General features: G+C 41.9%; 20 protein-coding genes and 1 riboswitch. Of the genes, 13 read left to right on the top strand and 7 right to left on the bottom strand.

Going from position 1 to position 20747, the window contains the following annotated elements; all coding sequences use genetic code 11:
* Positions 1-637: 637 nt before the first annotated feature.
* The 3 genes from BOD01S_RS12830 (at position 638) to BOD01S_RS23365 (ending at position 2860) form a co-directional block, all read left to right on the top strand.
* Positions 638-958 carry a DUF485 domain-containing protein gene (locus tag BOD01S_RS12830; protein WP_036159050.1) on the top strand — a complete coding sequence of 107 codons (321 nt, stop codon included), beginning with the start codon at positions 638-640 and terminating at the stop codon, positions 956-958.
* A complete protein-coding gene (locus tag BOD01S_RS12825; RefSeq protein ID WP_036159048.1) occupies positions 958-2502 on the top strand; it encodes a solute symporter family protein in 1545 nt (514 codons plus the stop codon). Before BOD01S_RS12830 ends, BOD01S_RS12825 begins: the two co-directional genes overlap by 1 nt.
* Positions 2503-2683: 181 nt before the next feature.
* Positions 2684-2860 carry a hypothetical protein gene (locus BOD01S_RS23365; RefSeq protein ID WP_169745646.1) on the top strand — a complete coding sequence of 59 codons (177 nt, stop codon included), beginning with the start codon at positions 2684-2686 and terminating at the stop codon, positions 2858-2860.
* A gap of 29 nt (positions 2861-2889) precedes the next feature.
* On the opposite strand, the gene parC is transcribed toward BOD01S_RS23365, so the two are convergent.
* Both parC and parE read right to left on the bottom strand, forming a co-directional pair.
* Positions 2890-5313: a DNA topoisomerase IV subunit A gene (gene parC, locus BOD01S_RS12820; protein ID WP_036159047.1), complete on the bottom strand. Its 2424-nt coding sequence runs from the start codon at positions 5311-5313 to the stop codon at positions 2890-2892.
* Complete coding sequence (gene parE, locus BOD01S_RS12815) at positions 5313-7283, bottom strand: DNA topoisomerase IV subunit B (protein WP_036159045.1); 1971 nt, start codon at positions 7281-7283, stop codon at positions 5313-5315. Before parE ends, parC begins: the two co-directional genes overlap by 1 nt.
* 405 nt (positions 7284-7688) lie before the next feature.
* Here parE and plsY point away from each other — a divergent pair, with 405 nt between their 5' ends.
* From plsY to BOD01S_RS12785, 6 genes are all read left to right on the top strand, one after another.
* Positions 7689-8291 carry a glycerol-3-phosphate 1-O-acyltransferase PlsY gene (gene plsY, locus BOD01S_RS12810; protein WP_036159043.1) on the top strand — a complete coding sequence of 201 codons (603 nt, stop codon included), beginning with the start codon at positions 7689-7691 and terminating at the stop codon, positions 8289-8291.
* A gap of 147 nt (positions 8292-8438) precedes the next feature.
* Entirely contained in the window at positions 8439-8741 is a 303-nt protein-coding gene (locus tag BOD01S_RS12805) for a HesB/YadR/YfhF family protein (RefSeq protein ID WP_036159692.1), read from the top strand.
* A gap of 86 nt (positions 8742-8827) precedes the next feature.
* Entirely contained in the window at positions 8828-10798 is a 1971-nt protein-coding gene (locus BOD01S_RS12800; protein ID WP_036159041.1) for a methyl-accepting chemotaxis protein, read from the top strand.
* A gap of 159 nt (positions 10799-10957) precedes the next feature.
* Positions 10958-11830: an SDR family oxidoreductase gene (locus tag BOD01S_RS12795; protein WP_036159040.1), complete on the top strand. Its 873-nt coding sequence runs from the start codon at positions 10958-10960 to the stop codon at positions 11828-11830.
* A gap of 491 nt (positions 11831-12321) precedes the next feature.
* Positions 12322-12951, top strand: a complete 630-nt coding sequence (locus BOD01S_RS12790) for a YczE/YyaS/YitT family protein (protein ID WP_036159038.1) — start codon at positions 12322-12324, stop codon at positions 12949-12951.
* A gap of 305 nt (positions 12952-13256) precedes the next feature.
* Positions 13257-14261, top strand: coding sequence for a CAP and S-layer homology domain-containing protein (locus tag BOD01S_RS12785; RefSeq protein ID WP_156117072.1), 1005 nt, complete (start codon positions 13257-13259; stop codon positions 14259-14261).
* Between the two features lie 204 nt (positions 14262-14465).
* Here the strand turns inward: BOD01S_RS12785 and BOD01S_RS12780 are convergent, their stop codons facing one another.
* Positions 14466-15410: an SDR family oxidoreductase gene (locus BOD01S_RS12780; RefSeq protein ID WP_052125042.1), complete on the bottom strand. Its 945-nt coding sequence runs from the start codon at positions 15408-15410 to the stop codon at positions 14466-14468.
* 91 nt (positions 15411-15501) lie between these two features.
* Between BOD01S_RS12780 and BOD01S_RS23360 the strand changes: the two genes are divergently transcribed.
* The 3 genes from BOD01S_RS23360 to BOD01S_RS23925 all read left to right on the top strand — a co-directional run bounded on the left by BOD01S_RS23360 (position 15502) and on the right by BOD01S_RS23925 (position 16210).
* Entirely contained in the window at positions 15502-15666 is a 165-nt protein-coding gene (locus BOD01S_RS23360; RefSeq protein ID WP_169745645.1) for a hypothetical protein, read from the top strand.
* 76 nt (positions 15667-15742) lie between these two features.
* Positions 15743-16036: a GNAT family N-acetyltransferase gene (locus BOD01S_RS23930; protein WP_322787993.1), complete on the top strand. Its 294-nt coding sequence runs from the start codon at positions 15743-15745 to the stop codon at positions 16034-16036.
* A 33-nt stretch (positions 16037-16069) separates the two neighbouring features.
* Positions 16070-16210 carry a GNAT family N-acetyltransferase gene (locus BOD01S_RS23925; RefSeq protein ID WP_322786807.1) on the top strand — a complete coding sequence of 47 codons (141 nt, stop codon included), beginning with the start codon at positions 16070-16072 and terminating at the stop codon, positions 16208-16210.
* Positions 16211-16529: 319 nt separating this feature from the next.
* On the opposite strand, the gene BOD01S_RS12770 is transcribed toward BOD01S_RS23925, so the two are convergent.
* The 4 genes from BOD01S_RS12770 to BOD01S_RS12755 form a co-directional block, all read right to left on the bottom strand.
* Complete coding sequence (locus BOD01S_RS12770) at positions 16530-16778, bottom strand: hypothetical protein (RefSeq protein ID WP_052125005.1); 249 nt, start codon at positions 16776-16778, stop codon at positions 16530-16532.
* A 137-nt stretch (positions 16779-16915) separates the two neighbouring features.
* Complete coding sequence (metA, locus tag BOD01S_RS12765) at positions 16916-17854, bottom strand: homoserine O-acetyltransferase MetA (RefSeq protein ID WP_036159035.1); 939 nt, start codon at positions 17852-17854, stop codon at positions 16916-16918.
* 80 nt (positions 17855-17934) lie between these two features.
* A riboswitch (SAM riboswitch) is annotated at positions 17935-18042 on the bottom strand.
* A 165-nt stretch (positions 18043-18207) separates the two neighbouring features.
* Positions 18208-19197, bottom strand: a complete 990-nt coding sequence (locus BOD01S_RS12760) for an LLM class flavin-dependent oxidoreductase (protein WP_036159034.1) — start codon at positions 19195-19197, stop codon at positions 18208-18210.
* 4 nt (positions 19198-19201) lie between these two features.
* The gene (locus tag BOD01S_RS12755) at positions 19202-19402 is read right to left on the bottom strand and encodes a hypothetical protein (RefSeq protein WP_036159031.1); all 201 of its coding nucleotides are present in this window, start codon (positions 19400-19402) and stop codon (positions 19202-19204) included.
* Positions 19403-19650: 248 nt separating this feature from the next.
* On the opposite strand from BOD01S_RS12755, the gene BOD01S_RS12750 reads away from it, so the two are divergent.
* Entirely contained in the window at positions 19651-20643 is a 993-nt protein-coding gene (locus BOD01S_RS12750) for an MBL fold metallo-hydrolase (RefSeq protein ID WP_036159030.1), read from the top strand.
* Positions 20644-20747 lie beyond the last annotated feature (104 nt).

The following is a 20747-nucleotide window of genomic DNA, read 5'->3' as shown; positions in this document are numbered from 1 at the left end:
CATGCAGAAAAGATATTATATAGAAGCGAAGTTATAAGTAACATTGCTTTTTTTAGCCTTGGATTAATAGGATTTTGGTCTTTTGCTATGATATTGGAGCCAGGAAGATAAAAATCGGAAAACCGCCAGGAAAACAGCAAGTATCAACTGCATATACTATCCCGGTCTTCATGATGGCAATATCAATTATCCATGCTGTATTTGCCTGTATTCAGATGATGGATACAGCAGAAAGGGAAGAAAAATTCTATTGTACAGCTCCTATTTTCCACTTTAATCCTTATTAAAATATATTAATTTCCCGCTCTATCCTTTAGTGACCAATAATATTCTCTATTTTTTTATGCATATAAAAAGGTTTGATTCTGTAATAGATACAGGCATTTTTTTACTTGTCAACCCCTCGTTTTTTCACTAAATACATGTCATATAACACTAAAAATTTATCATTATTTCTCTATAAATACTTTTATTTTCTCTTTCAAACTATTTTTCTCAAAATTTTTTTTGCATAATTTTCAGAAAAACTATTGCAATTGTGTGAACGCTCCCATAAAATGAGAGTTGTAAAAAGCTATTAAGTAGAATTTTACAATCATTAAGCAGTAAAAAATTTCACAAATTAGGGGGTATGTTTATGGCGAAAAATAGTCCAGTAGTGGATTATGAAAAAATCGCGCAGCTAGAGTCGTTCAAAGAACTGACAAAGAAAAAGAACGCTTTTCTTTGGACTCTTACAGCAGTGTTCCTTGTAGCATATATGCTACTGCCGGTGCTGACTTCTTACACAGATATTCTGCATAAGAAGGCGATCGGGGATATAACGTGGGTATGGATTTACTCGGCGGGGTTATTTATTATGACATGGGGACTTGCACATTTATATGTAGCCAAAGCAAGCAACTTTGACCGTGATGCAAAGGCCATCATCGACGAATACGAAAGGAGTGTTAGCTAATGAGCGTTACTGCTATCTCATTCTTCGTAGCAATCGTTGGTTTGACATTGGTCATCACATGGTGGGCTTCCAAACGTACATCAAGTGCTAGTGACTTTTACACAGCAGGCGGTGGTTTAACGGGTTGGCAAAATGGTTTGGCGATTGCTGGTGACTACTTATCAGCGGCTTCATTCCTTGGAATTGCCGGTTCGATTGCGCTTTTCGGTTTTGACGGGTTCTTCTTCTCGATCGGTTATTTAGTAGCCTATCTAGTAGTACTTTACATCGTCGCAGAACCTTTACGTAACTTAGGGAAATTTACACTGGCTGATATGATTACGGCTCGCTTTGATAAAGCAAAAGTTCGTGGTGTGGCAGCCCTATCTACAATTACTATCGTATTATTCTACATGATCGCACAGCTAGTTGGTGCGGGTGCACTTATTCAATTACTATTAGGTATCCCTTATTGGGTGGCGGTATTATTAGTAGGTTTCATGATGACGATCTACGTACTGTTCGGCGGTATGACAGCGACATCATGGGTACAAATCATCAAAGCTTGTTTATTAATGTTAGGTACAGTTATCATTTCCTTCTTAGTATTAGCGAAATTTGACTTTAATATTTTAACAATGTTCTCAGAAATGAAAACAGCTACAGCAAATGGTGAAGCGTATTTAAATCCAGGTCTTAAATATACAAATGGACTTGATACAATCTCTATGCTTGTTGCATTAGTGTTAGGGACAGCTGGTCTGCCGCATATCCTAATGCGCTTCTTTACAGTAAAAGATGCAAAAACAGCACGTTCTTCTGTTATCTGGGCAACATGGATTGTAGGTATTTTCTACATCTTAACGATTTTCCTTGGCTTCGGTGCAGCAGCATTCGTAGGTTTGGATGATATCGTTGCGGCAAATGCTGCCGGTAACATGGCTGCTCCGCTTCTAGCAGAAGCATTAGGCGGCGATATTCTATTCTCGTTCGTATGTGCGGTTGCATTTGCGACAATTTTGGCAGTAGTAGCAGGCCTTGTACTTTCAGGTGCCTCTGCCCTATCACATGATATTTACGGTCAAATCATCAAAAAAGGGAAAGTTACAGAAAAAGAGCAAGTTATGGCTGCTCGTATCGGCTCAATTGCGATCGCGGTTGTTTCAATTATCCTGGCATTAGGTGCTCAAACGCTGAACGTAGCGTTCTTAGTATCCTTTGCGTTCTGTATCGCTGCATCAGCTAACTTACCTGTTATCCTTTACACAATTTATTGGAAACGCTTCAATACAGCAGGTGCCATTTCAGCAATGCTAACAGGTTTAATTTCAGCTCTTGTTATCGTTTCTATGTCTCCGAACGTTTGGAATCCAGTAGAAGGTAAAGCGATCTTTGTTGGTGAACCATTAATTATGTTAACAAACCCGGCAATCATTTCCGTACCGCTTGGCTTCCTTGCTGGCTGGTTAGGCAGTTATCTATCACCGTCTGAAGATCCAGCAATCTTCCGTGAAGTAGAAGTAAAAGCACAAACGGGTATTTCTGTACAAGACGTATCCCACTAATTTGCTTTGTAAAAACGAATTTTGATCAAGTTTCTGACTCCCGGCTTCTGCCAGGAGTCTTTTTACATAAGGGGTTATTGATTTCACCGATAGACTTTTACAAAACGGTTCTCTCCGTCTTGTAAAAGTCGTACTTTTCGTTCTCTAACCTGACGGGTAAACTAAATGTGGAGGTGGTAAAATGGCGAAATCGGAAGCAAGAAAAAAACGGTTGAAACTTTTGCGGCAAGATGGGAAGGATGTGGCGGAAAAACGCGGAACAAGTGAGTTTTCCACACATGTCCGAATGACAAAAACGAAAAAGGAAACAATCGACAAAGAATATAGGAAATATAAAAAGCATTACGAAAACGACTAATCGTCTCGTAATGCTTTTCTTACATTTATTTATTGCTGCTTAATAACTGCCACCCGTACAAGCTTTCCATCCCCTGCTGTATCGACCCGTAAGGAACCATTTGAGTAACGGTCGGCCCGCGATAGACTTCCTACCTGGATTTCTTCCTGAATACCTTTCTCAGTTTCAAGTAAAATAGTATCCGTTGGCTTTACTACAATCATCGTAAAGACGCGGTGAGGATTGGCTTTTAGTTCTTTAAGCGTAACAACCCCGCGTTTTGCACGGTTTCCTTGTTCGATTTCAGAGACACTCATGCGTTTAACAGCACCTCGCTGTGTCACAATCACGACTTCCTGCTCTGCGCCCGGTTCAAGAATATTCGCCGCGGCTAGGTATTCCCCATCTTTTAAAAGAATCCCTTTTACTCCCGCTGTTTTTACACCTGTAACCGGCAGTTCTTCCATATCAAAACGGATGCTGAAGCTTGTATTTGCCGTCAATAGAACTTCCTTTTTGGATGTCACAAGCTCTGCGGAAATCATTTCATCGTTTCCTTTTAAATTCATTGTCTTAATCGGCTTTGAATACCGTGTCACGACATAGTCGGTAAGGGCTGAACGTTTGATCTGCCCTTCTTTTGTTGCCGTGAAAATGAATGTGTCTTCCTGATCGAACTTATCTACTCCGATAACGGAGACAATTTCTTCGTTTGCATCGATCGAGACGATACTGGAAATATGCTGACCAAGGTCTTTCCAGCGGATATCCGGCAGCTCATGAACAGGCTGATAAATATAATTTCCTCTGCTCGTAAACAGCAATAGGAAATGCTGGGTATTTAATGTTTCCTCATACAGCAGATAGTCGGATTCCTTCATCGCGAAATCCTTGCCGTTTGACGCCGCATAGGAGCGCTGGCTTGTTCGTTTCACATACCCGTCCTTTGTTACAGTAACTACCACTTCTTCACTAGGTACAAGAACATCGAGCGTCACTTTGATTTCTTCAATTTCTGCTTGAATTTGCGAACGGCGCGGTTCACTGAAGCGTTTTTTAATATCCGTCAGCTCTGTTTTAATCACTTTGATCAGCTTTTTCTCATCTTGTAAGATAGCAGATAATTTATCAACGAGTTTCGTTAAATCCTCATGCTCTTTTTGAAGCTCCGTAATATCGGTGTTTGTCAGGCGGTATAATTGCAAGCTGACAATCGCTTCTGCCTGTACTTCTGTAAATTCGAACTTTGCCATCAAGTTATTTTTGGCATCGCGCTTGTCCTTCGATCCGCGGATTGTCGCGATTACCTTATCCAAGATGGATAATGCTTTCATCAGACCTTCCACAATATGCAGACGGTCTTTTGCCTTCTGAAGATCGTATTCCGAGCGTTTCGTTACGACATCTTTTTGATGAGCGATATACGCATCTAAAATAAGCGGTAATGTCATCATCGTTGGACGGCGGTCATGAATCGCAATCATATTGAAATTATATGCTACTTGCAGGTCAGTTGTTTTATAAAGATAGTTTAGAATGCCCTCTGCAGGGATATCTTTCTTCATTTCAATAACAATACGCAGTCCCATACGATCCGACTCGTCACGTATCTCCGCAATGCCTTCCAATCGTTTATCAAGACGCTGCTCGTCGATTTTTTTCACAAGGTTTGCCTTGTTTACCTCATATGGAAGCTCCGTAACGATAATTTGTTCCTTACTGCCTTTCATCTGTTCAATAGCGGCTTTTGCACGTACGATAATTTTCCCTCTGCCTGTTTCGTATGCCTTTTTAATACCGTCTACCCCTTGTATAATACCACCTGTTGGGAAATCCGGGCCTTTAAGGACCGTCATCAATTCATCTACAGTGGCATCAGGCTTATCAAGGCGCATCAACACAGCGTCAAGACTTTCAGCCAGATTATGAGGAGGGATATCAGTTGCATAGCCGGCTGATATACCTGTAGAACCGTTGACAAGTAAATTTGGGAAGCGTGCAGGCAACACCGTCGGTTCCATGTCCTGATCATCGAAGTTTGGCACAAATTCAACAGTACGCTTCGTAATATCCCGTAAAAGTTCTGCTGAAATAGCCGATAGACGCGCCTCTGTATAACGCATGGCAGCCGGCGGGTCACCATCGACAGAACCATTATTCCCGTGCATTTCAATCAGCATATGACGTGCCTTCCAATCCTGGCTCATACGAACCATCGCCTCGTAAACGGATGAATCCCCGTGCGGGTGGAAGTTACCGATTACGTTCCCGACTGTCTTTGCGGACTTACGGAATGGCTTATCATGTGTGTTTCCTTCATTGAACATAGCGTATAAAATACGGCGTTGTACCGGCTTTAAACCATCACGTGCATCAGGCAGCGCCCGGTCCTGAATAATGTATTTTGAATAGCGGCCAAAACGGTCGCCCATAATTTCTTCTAGTGGTAAATCTTGAAAACGTTCCTGTGACATTATACTTCCTCCTCATGAATGTGCTCGTTTTCCAAAATGTTGCCGTCTTCCTCCATACCGAAGTCGACATTCGATTCGATCCATTTTCGACGAGGCTCTACTTTATCACCCATGAGTGTTGTTACATGACGCTCTGCACGTGCCGCATCTTCAATTGTGACGCGAATTAACGTACGTGTTTCCGGATTCATTGTTGTATCCCATAACTGATCGGCATTCATCTCGCCAAGCCCTTTATAACGCTGGATGATATAGCCTTTGCCGACCTTTTTGATAGCTGACTGCAGTTCTTTTTCAGTCCAGGCATAAACAATAACTTCCTTTTTCCCGCTGCCTTTTGAGACTTTGTATAGAGGCGGCAGGGCGATGAACACTTTCCCAGCTTCAACAAGCGGCCGCATATAGCGGTAGAAGAATGTTAAGAGCAAGACTTGGATGTGGGCACCGTCCGTATCGGCATCGGTCATGATCACGACTTTATCATACGCCGCATCTTCCACATTAAAATCTGTGCCTACCCCAGCACCCACTGCATGAATGATTGTGGATATTTCTTCATTTTTCATAATATCCTGCAGCTTAGCTTTCTCCGTGTTGATAACCTTCCCGCGAAGCGGCAGAATAGCCTGGAAGCTGCGGTCCCGTCCCTGTTTTGCAGAACCGCCCGCGGAATCACCTTCCACTAGATAAAGCTCATTTTTCGCAGCATTTTTCGACTGTGCCGGTGTCAGTTTACCGGAAAGAATCGTTGCACCTTTTTTACTCTTTTTGCCATTACGTGCATCCTCCCGCGCTTTTCGAGCAGCTTCTCTTACCTGCTGCGCACGGATTGCTTTTCGCACAAGAGAGGCAGACAATTCTGCATTTTCCTCCAGTACATACAAAAGCTGCTCCGACACGACTGTATCTACAGCAGAGCGTGCCTCGCTTGTCCCGAGCTTACCCTTTGTCTGGCCTTCAAATTGCAGGAGATGTTCGGGGATACGGACAGAAACAATCGCGGATAGACCTTCCCGGATATCCGTGCCTTCCAGATTCTTGTCTTTTTCCTTCAACAGCCCGATTTTCCGTGCGTATTCATTGAACACACGAGTCATGGCTGATTTGGCACCTGTTTCATGCGTCCCACCGTCGCGGGTACGTACATTGTTTACAAATGACAGGATTGTTTCTGAATAGCCGTCATTAAATTGGAAGGCAAATTCGACTTCGATATCGTGCTGAGAGCCTTCGACATATTTCACAGGATGTAAGACATCCTTTTCCTCATTTAAATAAGCGACAAATGCTTCGATTCCATTCTCAAAGAAGAAGACATCATGCTGGCCTTCTCCCCGTTCATCAATCAGTTCAATTTTTAACCCCTTCAGCAGGAAAGCTGATTCTCTTAAACGCTCCGCCAATGTATCATAGTTGAACTTTGTGACAGAAAAAATCTCCCTGTCCGGCAGGAAGTGAACAAGGGTCCCTGTTTCTTTCGTTTTACCGATTGTTTCTAATGAAGTAACCGGCTTTCCGCCGTTTTCAAAACGCTGGCGGTGAATGACCCCATCGCGGTAGATAGTTACTTCCAAAAAGGATGAAAGGGCATTTACAACGGAAGATCCGACACCATGCAAGCCGCCACTTGTTTTATAGCCGCCCTGGCCGAACTTCCCTCCTGCATGCAGGATTGTAAAAATAACTTCAGGTGTCGGTTTACCCATTTTATGCATTCCCGTCGGCATCCCACGGCCGTAGTCACGTACACTTAGGCTGTTGTCTTCATGAATTTTTACGATGATATGTGTACCAAAACCTGCAAGCGCTTCATCAACTGCGTTATCGACTATTTCATAGACTAAATGATGAAGGCCACGCCCGTCTGTGGAACCGATATACATCCCTGGTCGTTTTCGTACCGCTTCTAAACCTTCTAATACTTGAATTGCATCGTCATTATATGCGATGCCTGGCTGTTTTTTTGCCAAATCTATTCCCCTCCAAAACCAAACAAACGTTCTATTTGCTACTAATCGTACTGCGAAAAGTAGGTCATGTCAATGTTTCCAAAGAACGCAATCAGACATTTATTGTAACATTAACTCTGTCTCATTAAAAGTTCACGCTCTATTGAAATTCATGAAGGACCCGGTCTTTTCCTTCTTTTCTCACAAAATATACTATAAATTATTTCCATCTCCTCTTCCCTAAGCATATTTTGATCCTTTTCACATGAGAGGGTAATTTTGGGTAGATATTATTTTTTCGCTCATATAATAGAACAATCACTTCATAAAATTAATTCTTCCTAATTTCTATAAAAGCGTGTAAAATATTTGTTACAACCTATTAGTACCAACTAATAATTTTGAAAATCGAAAGGGGCGCAACGCATGGTGAATGCACTAATAATTCTTTGTGCTTATCTGATTGGTTCGATTCCCTCTGGCCTATGGATAGGAAAAATCTTTTACAAAACGGATATACGTGAACATGGAAGCGGAAATCTCGGAGCAACAAACACATTCCGGATTCTTGGGAAGAAAGCCGGTATTATCGTTACAGTGATGGATGTGCTCAAAGGTACAGCAGGAGTACTGCTGCCGCTTCTTCCTTTTTTTCAGGAAACAACGATTCACCCACTGATTTTAGGAGCAGTTGCTGTTGTTGGTCATATGTTCCCTATTTTTGCGGGCTTTAGAGGCGGAAAAGCGGTGGCAACAAGTGCGGGCGTGCTGCTCGGTTATACATGGCTGCTATTCGTCCTCCTCGTTATTGTCTTCCTGATTTCCTTGAAATTGACGAAAATGGTCAGTCTTACATCTATGATTGCAGCAACAGTTGCTTTAATCTATAGTATTATTTACGGGATTGTCATAGGTGAATGGGCATTATGTATATTAGTAGCGGTCTTATTCTTCTTTATTGTCTACCGTCACCGAGCTAACATCCAGCGAATTAAAAACGGGACAGAACCGAAAGTAACTTGGATATAAATGGCTGGCAGTCATATGCCAACACTAGTTTTTGTTGATGGCAGCTGTATTGCAGCTGGCTCTCTATTTAGAAAAGCTCTCTTTTGGAGGGCTTTTTTATTTTCATTATGCCTCATGGCCGGCATAATAGAGCATGAGGTGATAATGTTGAAAATACTGATAGCAAATGAGGCAATGGAATGGTTTAAAGAAGAAATGGAAGCAGAAGCTGGTGATTATATCCGCTTTTATGCAAGATACGGCGGCTCCTCACCCTTTCACGAAGGATTTTCCCTTGGGATGAACCGGGAAAGCCCGCATGAGATTGGTGTAGAAACTGTGTTAGATGATGTTCATTTCTATATTGAAAAGGCGGACGAATGGTTTTTTAATGAACATGACTTACACGTCTCTGTAGATGCTGCCTTAAATGAACTAAAGTATGAATATAAACCTGCTACGAATTCGTAGCAGGTTTTTACTATGTAAAGGGAAAATACTGTTAAATGCGTCAATCGTTTATGCTATACTGAGACTGAATACAGGAAGGAGAACCTATGAAATTTAATTCACTACATAAGAAGTTGATTTTTGTATTTTTATCAGTTATTATCCTCTCCCTTGTGACAACAGTAGTTATTCTGTTTTTCACGTCCACTACTAGCCTGAACACAATGAGCGATAAGCAGCAGAAAGAGTATGAACATATGGTACAGGAGCATTTCCGTGCAACTTCCCAGGACCTTTTGGAAATTACTTCGCTATATGCCAAAGACCCAAAACTTTTACAAGTGCTTGGCGGTACAGATCGGACTGCTATTCAAAATGCTGTGTTACCACTTTATAGCCGATTGAATAAAGAACATGACTTAACGGTAATGGAAATCGGCGATGTCAACGGGAAAGTACTCGTAAGGGGGCATAACCCGGAGTCGTACGGCGATGATAAAAAAGATGTTCCTGCCATCCAAAATGCTTTGGCTGGTGAAGGGTCCGCCGGTTTTGAATTTGGTAAAAGCGGTCTATCTGTAAGGGCGTTTGCCCCGCTGGAGGTAAATGGGAAGGTTATCGGCACAGTCCAAACAGGGTTAAATGATTCTTTTATAAAGGACCTTCAAAATCTAATACCGGGTGTTGTAATTAACCTTTATAACGAAGAACATAAAATTACTGTATCATCCGAAGAAGACCAAATCGGAAATATTTTAAAAGATCAATCCATTATAAAAGCTGTTAAGAAGGGAAAGACGGTACACCAAAAAGATCAAACCCATTACGAAACATTCATGCCAATGTATGACCCGTCCAATACCGAAATTATTGGAATAATTGAACTTAATCAGGATATTTCAATTATATGGGATACGAAAAAGAGGATATTCTTTATTGCGTTATTTGTATTGCTAGGCGCCATTACGGCAGGTATTATTATAGCCGTTTTATTTAGCCGCTCCGTTGCAAAGCCGGTCAAAGCTGTTTCGGAACATATGGAAATCATGGCAACAGGCGATTTGCGACAAGAAGTGTTTGCGAAAGCTCGTAATGACGAAATCGGCGGACTGGTTACCAATATGAAAAGCTTCCAAATGAATTTAAAAAGGACTTTGACAGATGTCTCAGTTTCAGCAGCCGAGGTATCCTCCTACAGCGAAGAACTGGCATCCGCCTCTAAAGAAGTTGCCATTGGATCACAGCAAATTGCGAATACAATGGAAGAGCTGTCTAGCGGTGCAGAGCGGCAGATTGATGCAGCAGCAGAACTTGTCTTTCTTATGAATGAATACTCTAATAAAATGCAGGATACAAATACGCGGTCAGTTGAGCTGCAAAAGCTTACAACACGTGTTGTTGATTTTGCAAAAGATGGGAAAGTACAAATCAATCGTTCAAATGAACAGATGACCTCGATCTATCATGTAGTTGAAGAAACAAAAAAGAAAATGGACAAGCTGGATAACCAGACAAAAGACATTGCCTCTTTCGTTGCCATTATTAAAGATGTAGCAGATCAAACAAATCTATTGGCACTAAATGCATCAATTGAAGCTGCCCGTGCCGGTGAGCATGGAAAAGGGTTTGCTGTTGTAGCAGAAGAGGTACGGAAGCTGGCAGATCAAACAGCGGCGGCTGTCGAGGAAATCACTGTAATCATGCAGACAATTCAACAGGAGTCGACGGATGTCAATCAGTCCCTTGATAAAGGGTATAGTGAAGCAAGTGCAGGATCTGCTCAATTACAGACAACAGCTGATACATTCCATGCAATCGATGAAGCGATGCAGCGTGTGGCAGATAATATACTGCTTGTTATTACGAATATCGGTAATATGGCAGCTGAAACACAGACAATTAACGCAGCGATTCAGGAAATATCAGCTATCACGGAAGAAGCGTCAGCCGGAATTGAAGAGACCACTGCCACAACGGTTCAATCAAGTGAGCTGATTAACGAGGTTTCAAGCGGCTCGGAACGTCTTGCAGCCCTTGCTACAGAGCTGGATACCCTTGTGAAGCAATATAAATTATAAAGTATTTGCAAATTACAATACGGTTGGAAATCCGAAGTTTATGGATTTCCAGCCTTTTTTGATTAAAAGACCTCCTGCCCTCCATCAAAACAACCGTATGTTTAAAATCAGGATAACAGGTTAAAGAGTTATGGAGACAATACAAAGGAGGCTTTTTCCATGACAAATGTTGAAAACAAACAAGTAGGCGGCACACCACCGCAGCAGCAAGAAAAGCAGCCGGGCATTGAATCAAAAATGAATCCCCTACCAACTCAGCCAAAAGAATATGTGGGGAGCGGAAAGCTAAAAGGCCGTGTCGCCGTCATTACAGGCGGTGACTCGGGGATTGGCCGTGCGGTGGCAATTGCCTACGCAAAAGAAGGGGCTAATCTTGTCCTAAACTATTTATCCGAAGAGCATAGCGACGCTGAGGAAACAAAGCGTATAGCTGAGGAAGCCGGAGCGCAAGTCGTATTGGCACCGGGAGATATTTCTGAGCCGGGCACAAGCGATATGATTGTCAAAACGGCGCTCGATACATTTAACCGGATTGATATTCTTGTAAACAACGCGGCGGTTCAGTACCCTGTTGATCACTTCGTTGATATTACAAATGAGCAGTGGCGTAAGACCTTCAGCATCAATTTGGATGGGATTTTCTATTTATCAAAAGCGGTCATTCCACATATGAAGCCGGGCAGTGCGATTATCTCAACGACTTCTATAAACGCCTACCGTGGACATAAAACTTTAATCGATTATACAACAACAAAAGGAGCGATTGTCGGCTTTACAAGAAGCCTCGCGCAAAACCTTGTAGACCAAGGCATACGTGTCAACATGGTAGCGCCAGGTCCTATTTGGACACCGCTCATCCCTTCTTCGTTCGATTCAGAAAAAGTGGAGGAGTTCGGTACAGAAACACCGATGAAGCGACCGGGCCAACCGAGCGAATTAGCCGGAGCTTACGTGCTGCTTGCATCAGATGACGGGACGTATATTACAGGGCAGTGTATTCATGTCAACGGTGGCATGGTGATGCATTCATAATAAGCTGCAGGGCTGTGCGAAAAGTTGAAATGACTTTTCACACAGCCTTTTTCATTGTAATACCTCTATATATTGCTCCTGCAGCATTTCACCATCCTCAACGCAGGGGTGATGTCTCAGAACGCGTCCTCCCCTTCATATCAGTTTACCGGAAAGCTGCCCTCTATCTTAAATTATCCTATACAGTTACTCAGTTAGAGGCCTCATTTTTATATACACAACGTCCCTTATTAAAGCGCAAGGTTATGTACATGATTTACACTTATCTTCCTCTTTTCTTCAGATACAAGTGCGAGCGAAAAAATTTTCAATACCATCAAACCAGTTTTTGCTCTGCCTGACTTTTCCTTGCCTGCTTCTTATATAGGTAACGAAAGTCTTTATCTTCAGAATTGGCTGAAAAACAAGTTTCTCCCCTTTCCCCGGCTATAATAAATTGTGTTATAGAGTAGATTAATGCTATTTATATATGGTGAAAGTAGAGAAATGAAATGAACAAACTAATTTATTGGCGCAGCGCCTTCTTTTTACTTGGAATTATCGTATTGTCATTTGGAGTCACTTTAACAGTTAAAGCAAAACTAATCGGCGTAGGATCTTGGGATGTATTGCATATCGGACTGGCAGATACGGCGGGACTGACAATCGGTTCGTGGTCCATCATCGCCGGACTACTTATATTGGCTATAGATTCAATCGTCATGAAGCGTTTCCCAAAGATGGGTACATTTTTGGACATGTTTCTTACTGGTATCTTCATTGATATTTTCAATAGCCTATTGCCGGACGTTGTCGGGTTCTTTCCGCAATTGATTGCTTTTTGCTTTGGCCTCGTTTTCCTTGGCTTTGGTTCAGGTATGTATATTGTCGCTAATCTTGGTGTTGGTCCACGTGATACCCTTATGCTCCTCGTTACTAATAAATTAGGATGGAGCGTCCGTCGTGCCCGTACAACTTTGGAAATTACAGTAGCCGTTTTAGGTTTTTGCCTAGGGGGTCCTATTGGTATAGGTACAGTTATCATGTCATTTGGCCTTGGCCCGATTGTACAATGGGCGCTATTAGTAAATGAAAAAATGTTTTCCATCGCAACAGGTACAGAAAGTTCTGTATATAGCTGATTAAATGGTTGCAAGGGAATAAACGAATAACACAAAGTTAATTATCCGTTGTCCTCTACTCGTGAAGAGAGAAACGAATTAGGCCCCGTCTGTCACTCTAGACAGACGGGGCTATTTATATGTACACCGTTTTTTTATCTATTTTGTAACGTTTTTATCATTTTTCTAACAATCTTATTTTTCTATTTCGATGCACTAACATTTACGTTTCAAAGTAAATTTTTGATGGTATAGCTTATTGTAGACGTCTATAATTATCAAAAATTACTATATTTAAACGAGAGAAAGGTGACGCCATCTTGAAAATGAACAAACTAGTACTCTCCTGCTGTCTTGTCCTGTCTGCTTGTTTCATGCCATTAAAGGCTGATGCTGCAACATTTAAAGATGTTCCAACAAACAACAGCCACTATGCTGCTATCGAAAACCTAGCTTCTAAGAATATTATTTCTGGTTACAGCGATGGTACGTTTCGTCCGGGTAACTATGTGACACGTGCTCAGGCAGCCAAAATTATTGCCAAGTCTCTAAATTTAGCTTCTTCTACTCAATCTCATCAACAGTTCAGAGATGTTCCAGTAAACTCTGAATATTATGGGGTCATTCAAGCTTTAAACGAGCGGAATATCATTGGCGGCTACTCTTCAGATAATACATTCCGGCCAAATGAGTGGCTGACACGTGCGCAAATGGCCAAAATTTTAACCCGGGCATTTAATCTGGAGGAGGCACGCACTATTTCTTACCCGTTCCATGATATCCCGAATAGCTCCAGTTTTAAATATGATATCCAGACAATCTACAATGCGGGAATTACAAATGGTACGTCAGCTACAGCATTTTCGCCAAATGCTTCCGTGACGCGCGGTCAGATGGCAAGCTTTGTCCTGCGGGCGCGTGATGGAGTAAAGGCACCCGAAAGACCGGTAAACAGCAGCTATGCAGAGCAAGTCATTGCCCTAACAAATCAGGCGCGGGTCGAAAATGGGCTTGATCCCCTTGTGATCAGTACCTCATTGATGCAATCTGCCCAATTTAAAACTGATGATATGGCCGCTACACGTATTTTGAGTCATGACAGTCCAACCTATGGCGGGATGCAAAATATATTAAATCGTTTTAACATTTCCTATAGCTATGCAGGGGAAAATATTGCGGTAGGACAACGCTCACCAGAGGAAGTTGTGAATGCATGGATGAACTCTCCCGGTCACCGTGCTAATATTCTAAACAGCCATTACACACATATCGGTGTTGGGTATTCCAGCAGCGGCAATTACTGGACACAGCATTTTATCCGCCCGCGGTAATCCAGATATCAACAAAATTGCCCCATAAAATATGGCAATGGACTATAGATAAACCAAGAAAAGAAAGGTTTGTCTATAGTCCTTTTTCTTATTTAAATAGAACGATTGAACAGCTTTTTCAATCGCAATTTTAATACGCTAAACCAAAAGTGGCTAAGTGTCTGGTTACGAAGTAAACTAAATTTTGTAGGTGAAAAGATTTCATTATCCGAAGATTTGCCCCCCATTGACGTGGAGTGTCTGCCCTGTCACAAAGCGGGAATCATCCGAGGCAAGATAGACGAAGGTAGGTGCAACTTCAAATGGCTGTCCCTGCCGGTCCATCGGGTTTCCAGCTAATGTCACCTGATCAGCAGAAAAGCTGGAAGGAATAAGCGGTGTCCAAATCCGTCCCGGAGCGATGGCATTTACACGAATCCCTTTACTCACTAAGTTTTTGGCCAATGCCCGTGTAAACCCGAGGATTGCCCCTTTTGTAGCAGTATAGTCGATGAGTTGTTCATTGCCATCAAAGGCAACAACCGAGGAGGTATTAATAATCGAGCTTCCTGGCTTTAAGTATTTGAGTGCTGCCCGGGTTGTATAAAAATGAGAGTAAATATTAATTTTAAACGTCTCATCGAATTGTTCATCTGTAATATCGGTCAGGCTAAGTTGCTGAAACTGAATACCGACATGATTGCATAAAATATCAAGCTTCCCAAAAGTCTTGACTGTTTTCTCGACAATCTCTTTACAATGTGCCTTTTCTTTCAAATCCCCTGGTAATAAGAGACACCTCTTTCCGAGTTCTTCAATACGGGCTTTTGTCCGTAATGCATCTTCCTGTTCATCTAAGTAAGAAATGGCAACGTCCGCCCCTTCCTTAGCAAAAGCAATGGCAGCAGCGGCCCCCATCCCACTATCTCCTCCAGTAATTAATGCAACCTTTCCTTTCAACTTACCGCTTCCTTTATAAAGCGGGTTTTCGATAATTGGCCGCGGAACCATTAAGCCCTCTACGCCGGGTTGACGGTATTGCCGCTGCTCCGGTACGGTCATGGCAATATCCTCATAGCGGACAATGCTCCCGAAATTGGGATACAGCGGGTAATCCTGCTCTTTAGTCACTGGATTCGTTCCCTCCAAAAAATGACGTTTGCCTACCATATGCTGATTAGTTAGCCAACGTGCATCAATCAATAATCAAAACACTCTAAAACGGAATAATATAGGAGCATCAAAATAGGAGGTAACGGAAATGTACTATTATTACAATCCGGTAGTAAAGTTTTTATTACTCGATCAGTCAAATGAAAAAGTGCAATTAAAGTATCGGTCTTTGGTGATCAATGCTCCTGTCATTGGTCCAAGACCGCCATTTTATACACACCCCTGTTATAAACATTATTATCCAGTGATCTAGCTTATAGGAGCAATTTCCCGCACGTGCTTATAAATCCTAAGAGCTGCCAAGAGAAGCAATGATTGAGGATGCAGAGATGATGGTAAGAATCCAAAAGGAAGTGGTAGAAGAAGAGGATTTTCTCCTAACTGATCCGACAGAGTTCCATAAAACCGTAGATGATCAAAAGCAATGGATTCAACGTATTCTACAAAACAGTCGGGAAACCATTCTCGTAGCAGAAGTAGATGCTAAAATCGCCGGATGGCTTGTTTTCCAATCACCTAACCGTGTTCGGCTGAATCATACGGGCTCTTTCGGCATGATGATATCGAAGGAATATCGAAACATGCAAATTGGACGAAGATTGCTTGAAGCCTTGCTCGTGTAGGCTGAAAACCACGAGGAAATTGAAAAAGTCTGTTTGGGCGTTCTTTCGACAAATGAACGGGCCATCCACTTATACCGTTCACTCGGATGTATCGAAGAAGGACGCAAGGTGAAGGAAGTAAAAATCCATAATCGCTATGTAGATGATATCCTAATGTATAAGGATGTAAAATAAGCATAAAACGAAAAAAGAAGCGTCCGAGAAGACGTTCGGGGATACCTCCATTGCGAAAAAGATGGTGACATGTTGATATGATTACTGCAGGAACAAGATTTTATGGCCTCTAATTAGGATGAAAAAGGCTGTACGAAAAGTCAAAACCGCTTTTCACACAGCCTTTTTTCTTTAGGAGGCTGGCAACTTAGGTGTATGTAGTGTATCGGTCACAAATGTGTCGAAGGCTTCCTACTCTCCTAAAAATGGAAAGTGGTGGTTTTCATCAAAAATAGTCACCACATAACTGCTCGCTCCCAATATCGAAATATAAGTTATCTTACTGACTGTTAAAAAAGCTGAATATCGATATAACTGTATGCACGGCAAGCAGCAGAAGAATAATTGTCATGATGGCCATTATTGCTATACTGCTGCGGCGTATAAGCTTGATTTGCAGATCGGAGAGTTCCGGCACTTCTTTATAGCGCCATTTCTCCATAAAGAAGAAGGACTCCTCAGGCTCGTATAAAGACCAGATACAATATCCATATACCGGAATGGATAAGACAGCAACGATGAATAACATGAGAAGCCCCCTTTGTAAAAAACTATTAGTTTATATACATGAACACTGCCATATAGTTTCAAATTTCCGGAAATTAATTATCTTCTTCAGCTAAGAAGCCATGCTCCCGACAGTAAACGAGAGCATGGCTATATTTTTTAAATATGATATTCGATATCTTCCTCGACAAAGTCCCATTTGTATGGTGTTTCTTGGTAAACATAGTAATTCAGCCAGTTATAAAATAGCAGATGGGAATGTGCCCGCCATGTGTTTTTCGGCTCTTTTAACGGATCATTATCAGGGAAGTAATTTACAGGCAATTCAACATTATCTCCCTTTGCCACATCTCTCACATATTCGTCTTTTAGCGTCGTAGCATCGTATTCAAGGTGTCCGGTTATCATAATATGCTTATTATCCTTTGACTGGACAATGAAAACCCCTGCATCATCCGAGTAACTGAGCAGCTTAAGCTCCGGGTGATTGCGGACCTCCTCGATAGAAACCGATGTATGGCGCGAATGGGGTGCTACATATTCATCGCTAAATCCGCGTACAAGGTCAACCGTCAAATCCGTAATGACATGCGAGTAGACACCCGAGCATTTTTTCGGAAGCTCATATTTACCGATACCATAATGATAGTAGAGAGCAGCCTGGGCGCCCCAGCAGATGTTCATAATGGACGTGACATTTTCCTTTGCCCAATCCATAATTGAAGTGATTTCCTTCCAGTAAAGAACGTCTTCAAATTCCATCCGTTCGATTGGTGCACCGGTAATAATCATACCATCATAGCGGCGATGCTTGATTTCTTCAAATGTTTTATAAAACAGCTGTAAATGTGACTTTGATACATTTCTTGATTCATAGGTTGCTGTATTTAAGAAGGTGATATTAACTTGAAGTGGTGTGTTCCCCAGCAAACGCAGCAGTTGCAATTCCGTTTTCTCTTTTTCCGGCATTAAATTGCATACTAATATATTCAGTGGACGAATTTGCTGCGTGCGTGCACGATCCTCCTCCATGACGAATATCTTTTCTTCTCTAAGTAAATCTCCAGCCGGCAGCCTTTTCGGTATATTGATAGGCATTCCAAAGTCCCCCCATTTCTATCACAAATCAGAAAAAACCTCCCATTCCAGCATAAGAATGAGAGGTTTTTAGTCGCTCGCTCTTATCTTTCAAGGCATACACCTTGCTGGAATTAGCACCTTTCTAGCTGCGCTAGAGGTTGCTGAAGCTTCATCGGGCCATATCCCTCTGCTTCTCTTGATAAGATGATTAAATTAGATAGATTGTATCACGCGAAGATAAGTTTTTCAATAATTATCGCAAAATTCTTAATGATTATTTACTTTCTGCTTCAAAAAGGGCGCCGGTCATATGAGACATTTCAGCAAACAGAAAAGCCGAGCCGGTTACATCGGCTCGACGTCCCATACAATTATGCAAACATATCACGAAGGCATGTGAAAGAATATTTACGGGCTTCATCATCATAAATAGAAGAGCTGATCATCACTTCATCCACACTATTCTCTTCTACAAACGCCTGCAGCTCTTTTGCGACCGTTTCTTTGCTGCCGATAAATGTGTACTGGCGCTGCTGCATCACTGCATCACGTTCAAATGGCGACCAGATCTCATCCATATTTTTGACAGGCGGCTTCAGCAATTGATGATCCCGGCGAATAATTGACAGGAAGAACTGGTAGAAACTTGTCGCCAAATAATGAGCCTCTTCATCTGTATCAGCGACAATAGCATTGATACATGCCAGAACGTATGGTTTTTCACAATATTCACTTGGCTTGAATTGCTCACGATACAGCTTAATGGCACGTGTGAAGTAATCTGGCGCAAAGTGGGAAGCAAATGCGTAAGGCAAACCTCTTCTTGCAGAAAGCTCAGCACTGAACATGCTGGAGCCTAGAATCCAGATCGGAATTTGTTCACCGAATCCCGGATAAGCACGTACAGAATCCGTTTCTTTTGCCTCTCCTAAATAATGCTGAAGCTCAACAACATTCTCCTCAAAGTCTTCTCCTGCAATATTCCGGCGAAGAGCACGTGCAGTAAACGGGTCTGTTCCTGGCGCACGGCCGAGTCCTAGGTCAATTCGTCCCGGATACATGGCATTTAATGTACCGAACTGCTCTGCCACAACGAGCGGTACGTGATTCGGCAGCATGACACCGCCTGAACCGACACGTATTTGCTTTGTTGCCTCTGCAATATAACCGATAGCGACTGCTGTAGCCGAGCTTGCAATGGACCGGCTATTATGGTGTTCTGCCAGCCAGTATCGTGTATATCCAAGATCATCTACATGCTTTGCTAGCTCACGTGCGCGGACAAATGCATCATGTGCATCCTGTCCTTCCCGTACAGGTACAAGGTCAAGCACTGAAATAGGTATATTGATTTTATTCATAATGTTAATTTCCCTCCTGCTTGATTTCTCTTCGCTTCTTCGTTAAGAAGACTAAAAGAACGGCGATAGCAGCCGCAAAAAGAATATAGAAAATAGATTTCAGCATACTCTCGTCCCAATTAGTGACCGCTTGCAGTATGCTGACAATAATTAAAAGGATGCCGATTATATTATGTACCCAAGAACCAGCTTTCAGTACCTTCATCTCCTTTCTTGTATTCCTATTGTTAAGGAAAACTCCCTTTTACGCAAACAATATGCAACTTTGGTCTTGTAAATTAAATATTCTTTTTTCTTCAATTTGTTAGAGACTCCCATGCTTTTAAAATAGGAAAATGCAAAAATGATACGGTAAAATAAAGGCAGAAAGAAAAATAATGCTTGAAGCGTTTCTATTAAAATAAGGCCGGCTTTAGAGTTCTTACAAATCGAAAAAGACAGGGGATGTTGGGAATGTCACAAATAATAACAGATGGAGAAAAGACGGTGTATCCTATTTTATTCGAAGTTCGTTATGGACAGATGAAAAGTATTAACTGTTTTTTATATAAAAATGGGAATACACTGACGTTACTTGATGCGGGCATTGATATGCCTGCTTTTCATGAGTTTTTCTTTGGAAAGCTGGCTGAATATGGGTTCCGCATCAATGATATTGACCAGATTATTCTAACTCATCATCACGGTGATCATACAGGAATGGTAAATCATATTTTAGCTGTGAAACATGTGCCGGTGTATGCTCACCCTCTTGCTATTGAGCGCCTGCATTTAACGGAAAATTATCAGCTGCAAAAACGTGACTTTTTCAAAAAACTATATGAAAATTACGGATGCAGTCACCTTGCAGAAAAACGTCTCGCAAAATTAGCTAAAACAATGAAGAATAGTGAACGGCTGCGGATCAAGACAGATATTATTCCTCTGCTCGATGGGGATATAATAGACGATTTTAAGATAATCGCTGCTCCAGGCCATTCTCCTGACTCTATCCTGCTACACGATACAAAGACAAAGTGGCTATTTGCGGGTGATCTTGTGCTTTATACAGGAACGACAAGTGCTCTTGTTGATCATGATGAGGAAGGCAGACTCCTTCCTACAGTCATGCAGTATAAGCAGTCGCTGGAAAACTGTCTGCATTATAACGCGAGCATGGTATTTGCTGGACATCAGCAGCCGTTTAGTAACTTGCAAGAAATTACGCAGCGGAATCTGGAACGAGTTTCTTTTCAATTACAGCGAATCATAAATAAAATAGCGGACGGTCACGAAACTGCACTCTCTATAGCGTATGCAATCTACGGAGAGCGGACTGAAAAGGAATTTTCCATCATTATGTCAGAGATTATCGGTTATACGTGCTATGCGGAGGAAAAAGGACTGGTCAGGAAAGAGATGGATGAAGATGGCTGGCACTTTTTTGTTAACGAACGTTACAAATAACCCTGGCTCTGAAAGATAAGAAAAACACGAAAGGCAATTCACGCCCTTCGTGTTTTTAGATATCTATTAGAGAGTATGCACAACATGTACGCTATCCACTTGAT

Origin of the sequence: Lysinibacillus odysseyi 34hs-1 = NBRC 100172 (assembly GCF_001591965.1) — a bacterium.
In the GTDB taxonomy this organism is placed as follows: Bacteria; Bacillota; Bacilli; order Bacillales_A; family Planococcaceae; genus Lysinibacillus_B; species Lysinibacillus_B odysseyi.
Note: the sequence above shows the minus strand (reverse complement) of the source record. Positions and strands in the feature narration are given on the sequence as shown.